We start from the raw sequence: 15,112 nt of genomic DNA, 5'->3' as shown, positions 1-15,112 counted from the left end.
CGGCGCACCGCATCGCGGTCGAGTGGGATGAAGGCGGCGTCACCCGCGAAGGTGTGTTCATCCCGCGCCGGGACACGGCGTCGATGCTCCACCGGCTTGCAGGCGGACGGGTGTTCCCGGGCGTTCACCACGCGGCGACGTTCAAGGTCTGGGAATCGGACCGGCGCTTCAAGGTGGAGTTGAACAGCAGCGACGGCGCCGTGTTCGTGCGCGTCGCGGCGCGCATCGCGGAGGCGTTTCCGCGAGGATCGGTTTTCAAGGCGCTCGACGAGGCATCGGAGTTTTTTCGCCGGGGCGCGGTCGGATGGTCGCCCCGCGCCCAGATCGCGGGTCTCCAGGTGTGCGCGCCCTGCGCCTGTGACGGCCTCGAACTCATGTGCGGCTCGTGGCGCGTTGAACCGCTTGCTGTCGAGCGGGTCGAGTCGAGCCTGTTTGAAGACGAGTCGGTGTTCCCGCGCGGGTCGGTCGAATTGGACAACGCCTTGTTGATGCGGGGCGTCGAACACGAGTGGCTCGCGCGCGGCCGGATGGAGGTGGTGGCATGAACCGGATCATTCTTGCTGGCGGCAGTGGGTTTCTCGGGCAGGCGCTCACGCGGCACTTCCTTGCACGGGGCTGGGAAGTCGTGGTGCTCACGCGACGCATCGAACCCGCGCGCGAGGGCCCGGTGCGACAGGTTGCATGGGATGGCGAGACCCGCGGCGATTGGTCCCGCGAGCTGGACGGCGCGGAGGCCGTCATCAATCTCGCCGGCAAGAGCGTGGATTGCCGCTACACCGCGGCGAACCGCCGGCTGCTCGTGGATTCGCGCGTGAAGCCGACCCGCGCCATCGGCGAGGCCATCGCGAATTGCAACCGACCGCCGCGCGTGTGGCTCAACGCGAGTTCGGCCACGATCTACCGTCACACGCTTGGCCCGGCGTGGGACGAGTCGGGCACGGACTTCGCCGCGACGGCGGAGGCGAAGGACGCGTTCTCGCTCGAGATCATCCATGCGTGGGAGGCCGCGTTGAACGCTGCGAAGACGCCGCACACGCGCCGCGTCGCGCTGCGCACAACGCTCGCGCTCGGGCTTGGGCGCAACAGCGTGTTCCCGGTGCTCCGCCGCCTCGCGCGGCTTGGCCTCGGCGGGCGGATGGGCGGCGGTGAACAATTCGTCTCGTGGTTGCACGAGGAGGATTTCTGCCGCGCGGTGGCGTTCATCATCGGGCGCGACGACTTGGGCGGCCCGGTGAATCTCGCGAGTCCGAATCCGGTGCCGAACCACGAGTGGATGCGCGCGTTTCGCGAGGTGGCGGGCGCGCCGTTCGGCCTGCCGGCGACGCGGTGGATGCTCGAAGCCGGCGCGTTCTTTCTTCGCACGGAGACGGAGCTGATCCTCAAGAGCCGGCGCGTGCTGCCTGGGAAGCTGCTCAAGGCCGGTTTTGAATTCCGCTACCCGGAGTTGCTCCCGGCCCTGTATGACCTGAACCAAAGGGCTGACCCATGAAACCGAAACTCTCCGACCTCTGGCGATGGGATGGCGAAGTGGACCGTGGCGCCTACTTGTTCTGGGGGCTGCTGCTGACGGCGATCAAGTTCAACCTCGACCGCATCGTGTTTCGTGTGTGGTTCGACACAGACATTCATGTCCTGAATTACTTCAGCGCGACCGGACCGGCGGCGATCGTCACGCTGCTGGAATCGAGGGCGCAGCAACTCGTGCTGCTCGCGATGGCGCTGCCATTCCTGTGGACGGGCGTGGTGCTTTCATTGAGGCGGCTCCGCTCGCTGAAGTGGCCGTTGTGGATGGTGGTGATGTTTGTGGTGCCGCTGTTGAAGTGGTTTTTCTTCGTGGCGCTGTCGATCCTGCCCCGCGCCGTCGAGCCGCCGCCGCTTCCGGGGCATCGCGCCCCGCGGTGGTTTGAGCGGCTGGTGCCGCGCAGCATGCTGGGGAGCGCCGTGATGGGCGTGGCGGTGTCCACGGCGCTTGCGATCGGGGCGACGGCGCTCGGCGCGGGCGCGCTCCGCCAGTATGGTTGGGGTCTTTTCGTCGGCGTGCCGTTCGTGATGGGGCTGGCCTCGGTGCTGGTCCATGGGATGCGGGAGCGTCGAAATCTCGCGGAGTGCATGCTCGTGGCCGTGCTTGCAGCGTTCATCGCGTCGGTGGGATTGCTCGCGGTCGCGTTCGAGGGGATCATTTGCCTGGTGATGGCCGCGCCGCTTGCGGCGGTGCTCGTGCTCTTTGGCGCAATGGTCGGCTACGTCATCCAGGCCGGTTCGTGGCGGCGCGAGTCCGGGCGCGTGATGTGCGCTGCGGTGCTGGCAGTCCCCGTTGTTTTGGGTGTCGAGAAGCTCGAGCAGCCGCTCGCCCCGCTGCTCGAAGTCACCAGCGCCGTCGAAGTCAACGCCCCGCCGGAACGCGTGTGGGAGCATGTGGTGACTTTTTCCGAACTGCCGCCGCCCACGGAGTTCCTGTTTCGCGCGGGCGTGGCGTATCCGATGCGCGCGGAGATTCATGGGCGCGGCGTCGGCGCGGTCCGGCACTGCGTGTTTTCGACCGGGCCGTTCGTCGAGCCGATCGAGGTGTGGGACGAGCCGCGGCTGCTCAAGTTCGCCGTCACCCAGAATCCCGCGCCGATGCAGGAGTGGACGCCGTATCGCAACATCCACCCACCGCATCTCGACGGCTTCCTTGCATCGAGCGGCGGGCAGTTCCGGCTCGAACCGCTGCCGGGCGGCCGCACGCGCCTCGAAGGCACCACGTGGTATCGGCATCACATGTGGCCCGTCGGCTACTGGCAGGCGTGGTCGGACTTCATCATCCACCGCATCCACCTGCGGGTGCTGAATCACGTGAAGCGGCTCGCGGAAGAAACGCCGGGGCCGGCGCATTGACACGTTGAATCGCGTGCGTTCGAGGCCGGGCGGCAGGACGAACACGGTTGCGGGAAAGTGCAACCGGCGTCGGCGGCGGCGTGTTCTTCCCGCAGAAAACAAATCTGACCATGGAAACACTTCTGAGCATCCTTGTGGGCATCGGCCTTGCGGCGGCGTGCGGGTTTCGCGTGTTCGTGCCGCCGCTCATCATCAGCATCGCGGCGAAGGCGGGGCACTTGAAGCTCGCCCCCGGCTTCGAGTGGATGAGTTCGGATGTCGCGCTGATCGGATTCGCCGTGGCGACGGCGCTGGAAATCACGGCGTATTACGTGCCGTGGCTGGACAACCTGCTCGACACGCTTTCCACCCCCGCGGCGTGTGTGGCCGGCGCGGTGGTGATGGCGGCGATGGTGGGCGACTTGAGCCCGTTCCTGAAGTGGACGCTCGCGCTCGTCGCCGGTGGCGGCGCGGCCGGGGTTGTGCAGGCGGCGACGGTCACGACGCGCGCCGCGTCCACGGTCACCACGGGCGGGCTCGCGAATCCCATCGTGGCGACCGCCGAAGCCGCCGGCTCCGTGGCGGCCTCGGTGCTGGCAATCGTTGCGCCGGTGCTCGCGGTGCTCGCGGTTGCGGGATTCGGCTGGCTGTTGTGGCGGATGTTCCGTCGGCGCGCGCCGGTGCAGGCGGTGCCGGCGTGAACCGGTGCTTCTCGGCGCTCGACAAGCGTGCGTCGGGCCGGTTTCCTCCGTGCAGCATTTCGCCGCATGGATCACTGGCTCCAGGTTTACAACCCGCTCGGGAACGCCGTCATCTCCACGCTCGTCGCCGCGCTGCCGGTCGTGGTGTTGCTCGGCGCGATCGCGTGGTTTGAAGTTCGCATCCATCTCGCGGCGTTGACCGGGCTCGCGGTGGCATTCGTGGTCGCGCTCGCGGCCTATCACATGCCCTTCAAGGCGGCGACGGCCACGGCGGTTTACGGCGCGGCCTACGGGTTGTTCCCCATCGGGTGGATCATTCTCAACCTGATCTTCCTCTATCAACTCACGGTCGAGCGCGGGTTGTTCGATGTGCTGCGAAGCCACCTGGCCGTCCTTGCGCCGGACCGCCGTGTGCAGGTGATCCTGATCGCGTTCTCGTTCGGCGCGTTCTTCGAGGGCGCGGCGGGCTTCGGCACGCCCGTGGCCGTGACGGCCGCGATCCTGATGCAACTCGGCTTCAAGCCGCTGCAAGCGTGCGGGCTCTCGCTCATCGCGAACACCGCGCCGGTGGCCTACGGCGCGCTCGGCACGCCGATCATCACGCTGGCGAAGGTCAGCGGGCTCGACGAACTGAAGCTCTCGCAAATGGCGGGCCGGCAACTGCCGTTTTTTTCCGTGCTGGTTCCGTTCTGGGTGGTGTGGGCTTACGCGGGCTGGCGCGCGATGCTGGGCGTGTGGCCGGCGGCGCTCACCGCGGGCGTGGCGTTTGCGGTGCCGCAGTTTCTCGTGTCGAACTTTCACGGGCCATCGCTCGTCGACATCGTCGCCTCGATGTGTTCGCTCGCGGCGCTGGCGGTGCTGCTGAGGTTCTGGCGCCCGGCCGACGGTTGGAAGCCGGAAGCCGCCGCCGGTGACGCGGCGAAACCGCAACCTTTGGAGCAGGGTGCCCCCGCGCGCCACGACGCGAAACGGCTCCGGCAGGCGTGGATGCCGTGGATTCTGTTGAGCGTGATCGTGTTTGCGTGGGGCTTGCCGCAAGTGAAGAAGAGCCTGAACGCGGTGTCCGCGCCGACGTTCGAGGTCGCCGGGCTGCACAACGTCGTCCAGCGCACGCCGCCCGTCGTGCCGGTGCCGACGCCCGACAAGCCGACCAAGCCCGAGGAAGCGGTGTTCGTCCTCAACTGGCTCTCCGCCACCGGCACGGGGATTCTCGTCACCGCGCTGCTCGTGGGACTGTTGCTGGGCTTCAAGCCGGCGGAACTCGCGCGGCACTACTGGCTCACGCTTGTGCGCGTGCGCTTCTCGCTCATCACCATCGCGGCGATGCTCTCGCTCGGCTATGTGACGAAGTATTCCGGCACCGACGCGACACTCGGCCTCGCGCTGGCGCAGACGGGTTCGCTGTATCCGTTCTTCGGCACGCTGCTCGGGTGGCTCGGCGTGGCGCTGACAGGGAGCGACACGGCGAGCAACGTCCTCTTCGGGAGCCTGCAGCGGATCACGGCGGAGCAGACGGGCGTGAGCCCGGTGTTGATGTGCGCGGCGAACAGCACCGGCGGCGTGATGGGCAAGATGGTGGACGCGCAGAGCATCGTCGTGGCAAGCACGGCGACAAACTGGTATGGCCACGAAGGCGCGATCCTGCGCTACGTGTTCTTCCACAGCATCGCGCTCGCGGCGCTCGTCGGCCTGCTGGTGTTCCTGCAAGCCCGCGTCGCGCCGTTCACCTCCATGGTCGTGCAGTGACTCGCCGCGAAGCCGCCGGCCGGTCCCCGCCGCCGGCGCCGAGTTTCTTTGAATCCCGGCCAAGCCGAGGTCCGTCTAGCCCACCGCATCGAGCCCTACTGGCTCCCGCCGGATCAGCGCACTGTCACACGCTTGAAACTCCGTTCCACCAACGAGACGCAGGCCGCCGAAGCCGTTCCCGGCGCGGGAAGTTCCGCGCCGCCCCGTCGCGGCCCTGCGCAGGCGTTGCGACTCACCGCGGCGGTTTGCGGATTCGCCCTCATCGGCTACCTCGGCTAGAAGGCCATCTCCAAGCGGCCGGCGACGGGCCAGCGGCTTGAAGGCGAGGTGCGTTCAACCAAGCGGGTGCTGTTCGGCAAGCCCGGCCCGTGGGGCGAGATCCAGTATGTCCGCATCAACATCGAGATGCCGGACCACTTCGTAACTGCGCACCAGATCGTGCAGGACGAGACGCGCTGGTTTTTTCGCGGCCACACCGAGGAAGAGGTGCGGAACCTGTTCCGGCACGCCACGCTAACCCCGTTGCAGTTGCGGTCTGTGCTCGACGGGGCGCGATGGGAGCGGACCACGAATGCCGTGGTGGTGATCCCTTCGCGCGAGCTCGTGCTGGAACTCAGCCCCCAGTCGCGCGCCTACATCTACTCGGTGCTTTCCGGATTCCCCGAGAATTTCACCCAGGCGTTCCCGTATTCGTTTCGCGGCAACGGGCTGTCGGATTGGATGGCGAACTCCGGCCTCTCGGCCGCGAACGAGAAACTGGTCCGCCAGCTCTTCTACCGGCGCGGGTCGTCGATCCTGTTTTCCGACCTGCCGGAGGTCCTGCCGCAACTCAGCTCCGTCGCGGAGCGCATCCGGCTCGTCAAGACGCTCACGCGCCGCTCGACCGTCCTCATGTCGCTGCACGTGAGGCCGGGAGCGGACGTGACCCCGCTGGTGAATTACTGGGGCAAGGCCGGCCGCGCGAAGGACCTCCAGCCGCTCCTGCAGTCGCTGGCTCAATTGCCCGACGGCGGCGACCTGGACATCGCCCATCTGCTGCCGCCCTTCGCCCGCAAGCGGCTCTACACGTATCCGCAGCCGGCCGACACGCGCGGCCCCTCGATGCCCGACTGCCACTACACCTCGCTCAACTTCTTCAACGATCCGGTTTCGGTCAGCTACGGCGGCTTTGACGAGTTCCGCAAGACGGTGGACGCCGACTATCACCGCGTGGAAGGCAAGCCGAGCTACGGCGACATTTTCCTCTTCGTTCGCGGTGGCAAGGATGTGCTTCACTCCGCCGTCTACGTCGCGGACGACACGCTCTTCACGAAGAACGGCGGCAGCTCGCGCGAGCCGTGGGTGTTGATGACGCTCGAGGATCTCAAGTCCATCTACCCGGACGAAAAGCCTGTCGAGGTCGTGGTGCTTCGACGCAAGGGAACTTAGGCGCCGTCTGCGCGCGTCACGGCCCGCCGCGCGCCGGGTTGAGCCACGGAGTGCCGGTGTAATACCAGACGTTCTTCAGCGCCTCGATGTGGCCATCCACGAAGAGCACCGTGCTGCGCGTTTGATGCCGGAGATGCTGGCCGCCCCAGTTCGGATCGCCGGGATTCACCGCGCCCTGCGAGCCCGCCACGTTCGAGCCGGGATCCGGCAGGATCCACGAGCCGGGTTTCTCGATCGACCGGTCGTTCACCGAGAGTTCCGGGTTCGTGCTGTTGGTGGCCTTGGTGCCGCCATCGGACACATGCACCGTGCTCGAGGGCCGGACCACGCCCTCCTCGCGGATGGGCTTGATCTGCCAGGACGGCACGCCAATCCAGTCCGAGCCGCCCAGTTGGTAATTGGCCGCATAATTCACGATGGTGCCGTCCGTCGGATACTGCACCTCGCCCTGGGAAACCACCGGCATGCCGGCCACGTTGACCAACCGTGGCGCCGTGAGCGGGCGCACCGGGCAGAGGAGCACCTGCCGGTTGCCGTAGTAAGGCAGCAGGTGCCCGAACCACGACGTGCGGATCATCTGCGGCGCCGTGTTGCTGAGCGAGAACGTCCACGGGAACCGCGAATCCTGCTCCTCCATGTAAAGCTTGTTCGCGATGCCGATCTGCTTGCAGTTGTTGATGCACTGCGCGGCCTTGCCCTTGGCCTTGGCCTTGGACAGCGCGGGCAGCAACAGCCCCGCGAGGATCGCGATGATCGCGATGACCACCAGCAATTCGATGAGGGTGAAGGCCAGCGTGCGGATGGCTGCCGGGATGGAACGCAGGTTCATGGTCGCGGATGATTTGTCCCAAACCTACCGGGCGCGGCAATTCGGTCAAACGCATTCTCTCCACCCGCGAGCCGCTCCTTGCGTAACTCGTCACGCGAATTCGCCGTCTCAATGTCCATGCGTTTGCACGTTTCAGGTTTCGTCCTCGCCGCGTTGGCGGCGCTTTGCCCTTCCGCGAATTCACTCCCTGCCGCGGAGCCCGCGCCCCGGCCGAACATCGTGCTCATCATGTCCGACGACATGGGCTGGTCGGACCTCGGCTGTTACGGCGGCGAGATTCCCACGCCCAACCTCGACGCGCTCGCGACGGGCGGGCTGCGCTTCACGCAGTTCTACAACACGGCGCGGTGCTGCCCCACGCGCGCGGCGCTGCTCACCGGCCTTTACCCGCACCAGGCCGGCATCGGGCACATGATGGAGGACAAGGGCCGCGACGCGTATCGCGGCGAGCTGAGCCGGAGCTGCGTCACCATCGCCGAGGCGCTCAAGCCCGCGGGCTACTCGGCCTACGCCACCGGCAAGTGGCACGTGACCAAGGCCACCGACCCGAAGTCCGACGCCGACCGGCACAACTGGCCCTTGCAGCGCGGCTTCGACCGCTTCTACGGGACCATTCACGGCGCGGGAAGTTTCTGGGACCCAAGCTCGCTCGTGCGCGACAACCGGCTGATCACCGCCTTCAACGACACGGACTACAAGCCGGCCGGCGCGTATTATTACACCGACGCCATCAGCGACCATGCGGCGCGGTTCATCGCGGACCACAAGCAGCGCGCGGCGGACCGTCCGTTCTTCCTCTACGTCGCCTACACGGCCGCGCACTGGCCGATGCACGCGCGCGACACGGACATCGCAAAACATCGCGGCCGTTACGAGGCCGGCTACGACGCCACCCGCCTCGCCCGTCTCGCGAAGCAAAGGCAGCTCGGCCTGCTCGACCCGCGCTGGACGCCGACGCCGACCGTCGGCGACTGGAGCACGGTGAAGAACCGCGAGTTCGAGACGCGCTGCATGGAAGTCTACGCGGCGATGGTGGCGAGCATGGACGAGGGCATCGGGCGCATCGTCGCCGCGTTGAAGAAGCAGGGGCAGTTCGAGAACACGCTCGTGCTCTACCTGCAGGACAACGGCGGCTGCGCGGAACTCATGGGCCGCGCCGGCGAGTTCAAGCCCCGCGCCGACAAGCCGACGCTCGAGCCGCTTTCGCCGGACTTCCTCCAGCACGGCAGCACGCCCAGGCAGACGCGCGACGGGTTTCCCGTCCGGCAGGGTTACGGCGTGATGCCCGGCCCGGCCGACACTTACATCGGCTACGGCCGCGAATGGGCCAACGTGAGCAACACGCCCTTCCGCGAATACAAACACTGGGTCCACGAGGGCGGCATCAGCACGCCGCTCATCGCCCATTGGCCGCGCGGCATCGCCGCGGCGCAACACGAAAAACTCACGCACACACCCGCGCACCTCATTGACTTGATGGCCACGTGCGTGGACCTCGCGGGCGCGAAGTATCCGGCCGAACGTGACGGCAAACCCATCAAGCCAATGGAAGGCGTGAGCCTCGCCGCTGCATTCCGCGGCGAACCCGTCGCGCGCAAGAACCCCATCTTCTGGGAACACGAGGGCAACCGCGCCGTCCGCGATGGCCGCTGGAAACTCGTCTCCAAATTCCGCGGCGAGTGGGAGCTTTACGACATGGACACGGACCGCACCGAGACGCGGGACGTCGCCGCGGCAAACGGCGCAAAGGCACGGGAACTCGCCGCGGCCTACGACGCGTGGGCCGCGCGCGCCGGCGTCGTTCCGTGGGGCGAGCTGAACCCGCCCGCCGCCGCGAAGAAGGCGAAAGCCGCGAAGCAGGGCCTTGAGTGAGTCGTGCCGCCCCCGTTGTGAGGGCTGCGATTGAAAAGACTTCGTGCCATCAACCCGCACCACTGCTAACCTCCGCGCGTCGTGATTGAGTATTCGCTGCAGCTTGATGACGGGAGGTCGTTCCTGTTCCGGGTGGACTTGGACAGGGCCTTCGACTCGCAGGCGGACGCCCGGGAACATCCCTTCTGGGCGAAGCTCGAGTTCAAGCAGTGCGACAACTGCCCGCTTGCGAAGGAGAATTTCCGCCACTGCCCTGTCGCCCTCGACATCGAGCCCATCATCACCACGTTCCGCAGCATCCTCTCCTACCAGAATGTGGACGTGGAAGTCCGCACCCCGGAGCGCGCCTACGTCAAGCGCACCGACGTGCAGACCGCGCTCCGCTCGGTGATGGGGCTGATGATGGCCACGAGCGCCTGCCCCATCCTTTCGCGGCTCAAGGGCCTTGCGCGGTTCCACCTGCCTTTCGCCTCGGTCGAGGAGACGATTTTCCGCACCACGGGCGCGTATCTCATCCAGCAATTCTACGCGTTTCGCGAAGGCGGCACGCCCGACCTCGAACTCAAGGGCCTCGACGAACTTTACTCCGACCTCCAGCTCGTCAACCGCTGCTTCAAGGGCCGCATCGCCGCCGCGAGCGAGATGGACGCCAACATGAATGCCATCGCCTCGCTCGTCTACCTGGCGATGGGCGTGAGCTTCTCGCTCGCCGACAAGCTCGAGGAGATGCGCCCGCTGTTCAGCATCCCGCCCCCCGCCCGCAAGCCGAAGCTGCCGTCCGGCCTTTGAACATCCGGCGGCCCCGCGATAACCTTCGCCCCGCCGTGCATCTCGCGCATCTTCGACTCCGCGACTTCCGCAACTACGCGCGGCTCGACGCGGACTTCGAGCCCGGCTTCCACCTGTTGCTCGGCGGCAATGCGCAGGGCAAGACAAACATCCTCGAGGCGATCTACCTGCTCGCCACGCTGCGCTCCTTCCGGGGCGTCGGCGGCGCGCAGATGACGCGGCACGGCGTGAAGGGCCACTTCGTCGGCGCGCGCGTCGTCGGGCAGCGCGGGCACGACATCAAGCTCTACTGGTCCGTGGCCGAGCGGAAACTCTCGCTCGACGCGCGCCCCGTGAAGAAGCTCTCCGACTACCTCGGAACGCTTCGCGCCGTGGTGTTCTGCACCGAGGATCTGCTGCTTGTGAAGGGCACCGGCCGCGGGCGCCGGCGTTTCCTCGACCTCCTGCTCGCGCAAACGCACGGGCCGTATCTCCCGCTGCTCCAGCGCTACGCGGCCGCGTTGCGCTCGCGCAACTCCCTGCTCAAGCAGCGCGCGCCCGACGAGGCCGCGCTCGACAGTTTCACCAAGGAACTCATCGCCGCGGGGCAGGAACTCATCCGGCTCCGGCGTGAGCTCATCCCGCGCATCTCGCCGCTCGCGCGCCTCGCGTTCCGGCGCATCGCCGCGGACGCCGCGGAGGAACTGCGCCTCGATTATCATCCGGGGGTAAAGGCTGACTTTCTCGTCGAGCTTGGAAAATCCCGCGAACGCGAGCGCGCGTTCCGCTCCACGCTCGTCGGCCCGCACCGCGACGACTTGCGCCTGCTCATCAACGACCAGCCCGCGGCGCAGTTCGCGAGCGAGGGGCAGAAGCGCACGCTCGCCCTCGCGCTCAAGATGGCGCAGGCCGAGTATCTCACCGGCATCCACGGCACCCCTCCCGTGCTGCTCATCGATGACGTGATGGGCGAGCTCGACGCGAAACGCCGCGCCGGATTGCTGCCGCTGCTCGAGCGCGCCGACCACGCGCGGGGTCAGGTCTTCATGACCTGCACGGCCGAAAGCTGGCCGACCGAACTCGGCGCGCGCCTTCGACGCTGGGAAGTCAGCCAGGGCACGCTGGCGGCTCAGAGGTAACTCAGCCACTTCCCGCGCCGCCGCTGCTTCAAGTCGGCGAACCACTTGCAGCACGGCCACAGCACGAGAAGCGCGGCGACCCACACAAGGTAAACCCCCGGCAGTCCGAAGCCGTTCTCCGGCGGGACCGGTGTCGGCGGCACGCCCGGCATCTGGTTCGTCGTGAGCCAGTCGGACCGTCCAAAACGCACCTGCGCCACGAGGACCGCCGCGCCGTGCAGCAGCGGCAGGTGCAGCAGGTAATAGAACAGCGGCACGCGGCCGAACACGATGAGCGGCGACAGGAGCCGGGGCGTCCCGCGCTCGAGCCACGCGAGCGACATCAACAGCGGGCCGAGCGTCATGAGCAGGAAAAGCAACGACGGCGGATACTTCTCGCAGTGGATCATCGAGAAGAACGTGAAGACGGCGTTCTTCTGTGGCGACCACGCGTGGGTGTCGCCATACCCGTTCGTGAACCGCAGCGCGAAGAACACCACGGTCATCCCCGCGCCGATGCAGAAGAGCCACTTGCGCCGCTCGTCGGCGGGCCTTTGCCACAGCGCGCCGACGGCGAAGCCCAGTGCCATCACGCCCATCCACGGCACAAGCACATACCCCACCGCGATGTGAAAGCCGGGCGCGGGAGTGATCCCGCCCGGACTGTGCAGCACTTTCCACAGCCAGCCCAGCGCGCCCCAGTCCGCGGGCTTCACGTGGTCGAACAGGTTGTGCGTCGCGATCATCCCCACCGCGAACACCGCGATCCACCGCACCGGAAGCCAGACCAGCACACCGAGCACGACCAAGGACCACGCGATGGCCCACAGCACGCTCAACCCGACGAAGTGGTAATCGAAGTTGAATGTCCACCCGAGACATCGGACCCACGTCACTTCGAGCAGCGCGATCCACAATCCGCGCGTGATGAGAAACACCGAGAGCCCCCGGCGATCCATTCCGCGAAGCGTTGAAAGAAACGCGCCGGCGCCCGCGAGGAAGATGAACCCCGGCGCGCACAGATGCGTGACCCACCGCGTGAGAAAGAGCGGCACGTTGGTCTTGTCGAGGTCGAGCGGGTAGAAGGTCGCCTCCGAAAACCACCCGCGCGTGTGGTCCAGCGCCATCAGCGCCATGATGATCCCGCGCAGCAAGTCCACCGATTCGAGCCGCGCCGGCGCGGGTGCGGGCGGGTTGGCGTCGCTCATGGGTCGGCGCAACTGAACTTCAAATCTCCGCGAATGTCAGCGGCGATCTGCGCGGCGCGGTGTCGAACACTCTCCTTGCCCGCTCTGCCCCGGTCCGTCATTCTCCGCGACCATGAAGCCCGTCCTCATCCTCGCCGCGCTCGCGGCCGCTTTCGCCGGCGCGGCGCCCGCCGCGCAGTTCAAATACGGCGAGCACATCCTCACCGTGCCCGACGGCTTCGAGGTGAATCTCGTCGCGGCCGCGCCGCTCGTCACGCGCCCCATCTCGGTCGCCTTCGATGACCGCGGCTTCCTTTACGTCACCGACTCGTCCGGTTCGAGCGACAAGGGCCCGACGCAATACGAGCGGAAGGACCACCGCGTGTTGCGTCTGGAGGACTCCGATGGCGACGGCAAGTCCGACAAACAGACGGTGTTCGCCGACAAGATGATGTTCCCCGAGGGCGCGCTGTTCCACGACGGCTCGCTCTACGTCGCCGCGCCGCCGCAAATCTGGAAGCTCACCGACACCGACGGCGACGGCGTGGCCGACAAGCGCGAGGTGTGGTTCGACGGCAAGACGCTCACCGGCTGCGCGAACGACCTGCACGGGCCGTTCCTCGGGCGCGACGGCTGGATTTACTGGGCCAAGGGCGCGTTCGCCGAACAACACCACACGCTGCCCAACGGCAGGCCCTTCAAGACGCGCGCCTCGCACTTCTTCCGCGCGCGCGCCGACGGCACCGGACTCGAACCCGTGATGACCGGCGGCATGGACAATCCCGTGGACATCACCTTCACCGCCGCGGGCGAGCGCATCTTCAGCACCACGTTTTTCCAGCAGCCCGGCGGCGGCAAACGCGACGGGCTCATCCACGCCATTTACGGCGGCGTCTATGGCAAGGCGCAGGACGCCATCGAGGGCCACAAGCGCACCGGCGACCTCATGCCCGTGCTGCATCATTCAGGTGCATCCGCGCCGTGCGGCCTCACGACCTACGACTCGCGCGTGTTCGGCGACGACTGGCGCGACAACCTGCTCGCCTGCTACTTCAACCTCCGCAAGGTCGTCCGCCACCAGCTCGTGCCCGACGGCGCCACATTCAAGACGAAGGACTCCGACTTCATCACCTCCGACCAGGTGGACTTCCACCCGACCGACGTGCAGGAGGACGCCGACGGCAGCGTGCTCGTGGTGGACACCGGCGGCTGGTATAAGATTTGTTGCCCCACGTCGCAGATCGCCAAGCCCGACGTGCTCGGCGGCATCTACCGCGTCCGCCGCACCGGCGCGGCGACGCACGACGACCCGCGCGGGCTCAAGCTCGCGTGGGACACGATGAAACCCGCCGACCTCGCGAAGCTTCTCGCCGACGAGCGCCTCTTCGTCCGCGAACGCGCCGTGCGCGAGCTTGCGAAGAAGGGGAAGGACGCCGTTCCGCTTCTGCGTGAAGTGTTGGTGAAGGCTCCGCCAGCGGCGCGCCTCAACTCGGTTTGGACCCTCTCCCGCATCGAGGGCAGGCCCGCGCGCGAAGCGGTCCGCTTCGCGTTGAACGACGCCGACGCCACCGTGCGGCACGCCGCCATCCACGTCGCCGCGCTTTGGCGCGACCCCGCGGCGGTGGGCCGGCTCCAATCGTTCCTCGAAGAGAGCGACGACGCGCGCGCGCGCGCCGCGGCCGAGGCGCTCGGCCGCATCGGCGACAAATCCGCCGTGCCCGCGCTGCTCGCCGCGGCCAATCGGGTCCGCGGCTCGAAGCCCGAACTCACCGACGCCGCGCGCGTGCTCGAGCACTCGCTCATCTTCGCCATGATCGAGATCGGCGACCGCGAGGCCGTGTGGGGCGCGGCCACGCGCATCGGTGGGGCGCCGTTCCTGCCGCTGCCCTGCGGTGAAAGCGAGAAGCCGCAACCTGTCCGGTTCTCCCGCGCCGCATTGCTTGCCCTTGACCAGATGGATGGTGCGGGGCTCAAGCCCGAGACCGTCGTCCCGTTGCTCACGTCACGCGATCCGGTGCTCAAGCAAACCGCCTCGTGGATTGTCGGCCGCCATGCCGAATGGGGCGGCGCAGTCGCGAACCTCCTCCGCCAGCGGCTCGCGGCCGGCGCACTTCACGAGCCGGAGCGCGCGGACCTTCAATCGCAGCTCGCCTCGCTCGCGAAGTCGCCCGACATCCAGGAACTCCTCGCCGCCAGCCTGCGCAACGAAATCCTCCCCGCCGAATCGCGCGCGCTCGCGCTCCGCGCGATGGCGGCCTCCGGGCTCAAGGAAACGCCGCCGCGCTGGCACACCGAGCTCGCGCTCTCGCTCGCCGAGCCCGACGCCGAACTTGTCCGCCAGGCCGTCGCCACCGTGCGCGCGATGCCGCAGCCCAAGCAGCCCCACGCCGCGCTCGCCGACGCGCTCGCGCAGGTGGGCCGCGCGGAATCCGCCGCCGCCGCGGTGCGCCTCGACGCGCTCTCCGCCGCGCCCGCGCTCGCGACCGTCGAGGAACCGCTCTTCGACTTCCTCTGCGCGAACCTTGACGGCGCCAAGCCGATGCTCGTCCGCAGCGCCGCCGCGAGCGTGCTCGCGAAGGCGAAGCTCGCGCCCGACCAGCAGCTCTC

10 protein-coding genes and 1 pseudogene are annotated in these 15,112 nt (G+C 67.6%); 9 read left to right on the top strand and 2 right to left on the bottom strand.

The window, feature by feature from the left end:
* Positions 1–541: 541 nt before the first annotated feature.
* The 5 genes from FJ386_13290 (at position 542) to FJ386_13270 (ending at position 6,731) form a co-directional block, all read left to right on the top strand.
* On the top strand, positions 542–1,489 hold the full coding sequence (locus FJ386_13290; protein ID MBM3877666.1) for a TIGR01777 family protein: 948 nt from the start codon (positions 542–544) through the stop codon (positions 1,487–1,489).
* Positions 1,486–2,877: a hypothetical protein gene (locus FJ386_13285; protein ID MBM3877665.1), complete on the top strand. Its 1,392-nt coding sequence runs from the start codon at positions 1,486–1,488 to the stop codon at positions 2,875–2,877. The genes FJ386_13290 and FJ386_13285 overlap by 4 nt, the downstream gene beginning before the upstream one ends.
* Positions 2,878–2,987: 110 nt before the next feature.
* Positions 2,988–3,557, top strand: a complete 570-nt coding sequence (locus FJ386_13280) for a DUF4126 domain-containing protein (protein ID MBM3877664.1) — start codon at positions 2,988–2,990, stop codon at positions 3,555–3,557.
* 66 nt (positions 3,558–3,623) lie between these two features.
* Positions 3,624–5,303: an L-lactate permease gene (locus FJ386_13275; GenBank protein ID MBM3877663.1), complete on the top strand. Its 1,680-nt coding sequence runs from the start codon at positions 3,624–3,626 to the stop codon at positions 5,301–5,303.
* 327 nt (positions 5,304–5,630) lie between these two features.
* Positions 5,631–6,731 carry a hypothetical protein gene (locus tag FJ386_13270; GenBank protein MBM3877662.1) on the top strand — a complete coding sequence of 367 codons (1,101 nt, stop codon included), beginning with the start codon at positions 5,631–5,633 and terminating at the stop codon, positions 6,729–6,731.
* Positions 6,732–7,359: 628 nt separating this feature from the next.
* On the opposite strand, the pseudogene FJ386_13265 reads toward FJ386_13270, so the two are convergent.
* Positions 7,360–7,560 (bottom strand): annotated as a pseudogene (locus FJ386_13265) (prepilin-type N-terminal cleavage/methylation domain-containing protein).
* A gap of 117 nt (positions 7,561–7,677) precedes the next feature.
* Between FJ386_13265 and FJ386_13260 the strand changes: the two are divergent.
* The 3 genes from FJ386_13260 (at position 7,678) to FJ386_13250 (ending at position 11,339) form a co-directional block, all read left to right on the top strand.
* The gene (locus FJ386_13260; protein MBM3877661.1) at positions 7,678–9,432 is read left to right on the top strand and encodes an arylsulfatase; all 1,755 of its coding nucleotides are present in this window, start codon (positions 7,678–7,680) and stop codon (positions 9,430–9,432) included.
* Positions 9,433–9,513: 81 nt separating this feature from the next.
* Entirely contained in the window at positions 9,514–10,221 is a 708-nt protein-coding gene (locus FJ386_13255) for a hypothetical protein (GenBank protein ID MBM3877660.1), read from the top strand.
* A gap of 35 nt (positions 10,222–10,256) precedes the next feature.
* On the top strand, positions 10,257–11,339 hold the full coding sequence (locus FJ386_13250) for a DNA replication/repair protein RecF (GenBank protein ID MBM3877659.1): 1,083 nt from the start codon (positions 10,257–10,259) through the stop codon (positions 11,337–11,339).
* Here the strand turns inward: FJ386_13250 and FJ386_13245 are convergent.
* A complete protein-coding gene (locus tag FJ386_13245; protein ID MBM3877658.1) occupies positions 11,330–12,526 on the bottom strand; it encodes a DUF1624 domain-containing protein in 1,197 nt (398 codons plus the stop codon). The two genes, FJ386_13250 and FJ386_13245, sit on opposite strands and share 10 nt — an antisense overlap.
* 112 nt (positions 12,527–12,638) lie before the next feature.
* On the opposite strand from FJ386_13245, the gene FJ386_13240 reads away from it, so the two are divergent.
* Positions 12,639–15,112: dehydrogenase (locus FJ386_13240; GenBank protein MBM3877657.1), on the top strand; the 2,474-nt coding region annotated here is incomplete at its 3' end.

The sequence above is a fragment of the Verrucomicrobiota bacterium genome (assembly GCA_016871675.1).
Lineage (GTDB): Bacteria > Verrucomicrobiota > Verrucomicrobiia > Limisphaerales > VHCN01 > VHCN01.
Note: the sequence above shows the minus strand (reverse complement) of the source record. Positions and strands in the feature narration are given on the sequence as shown.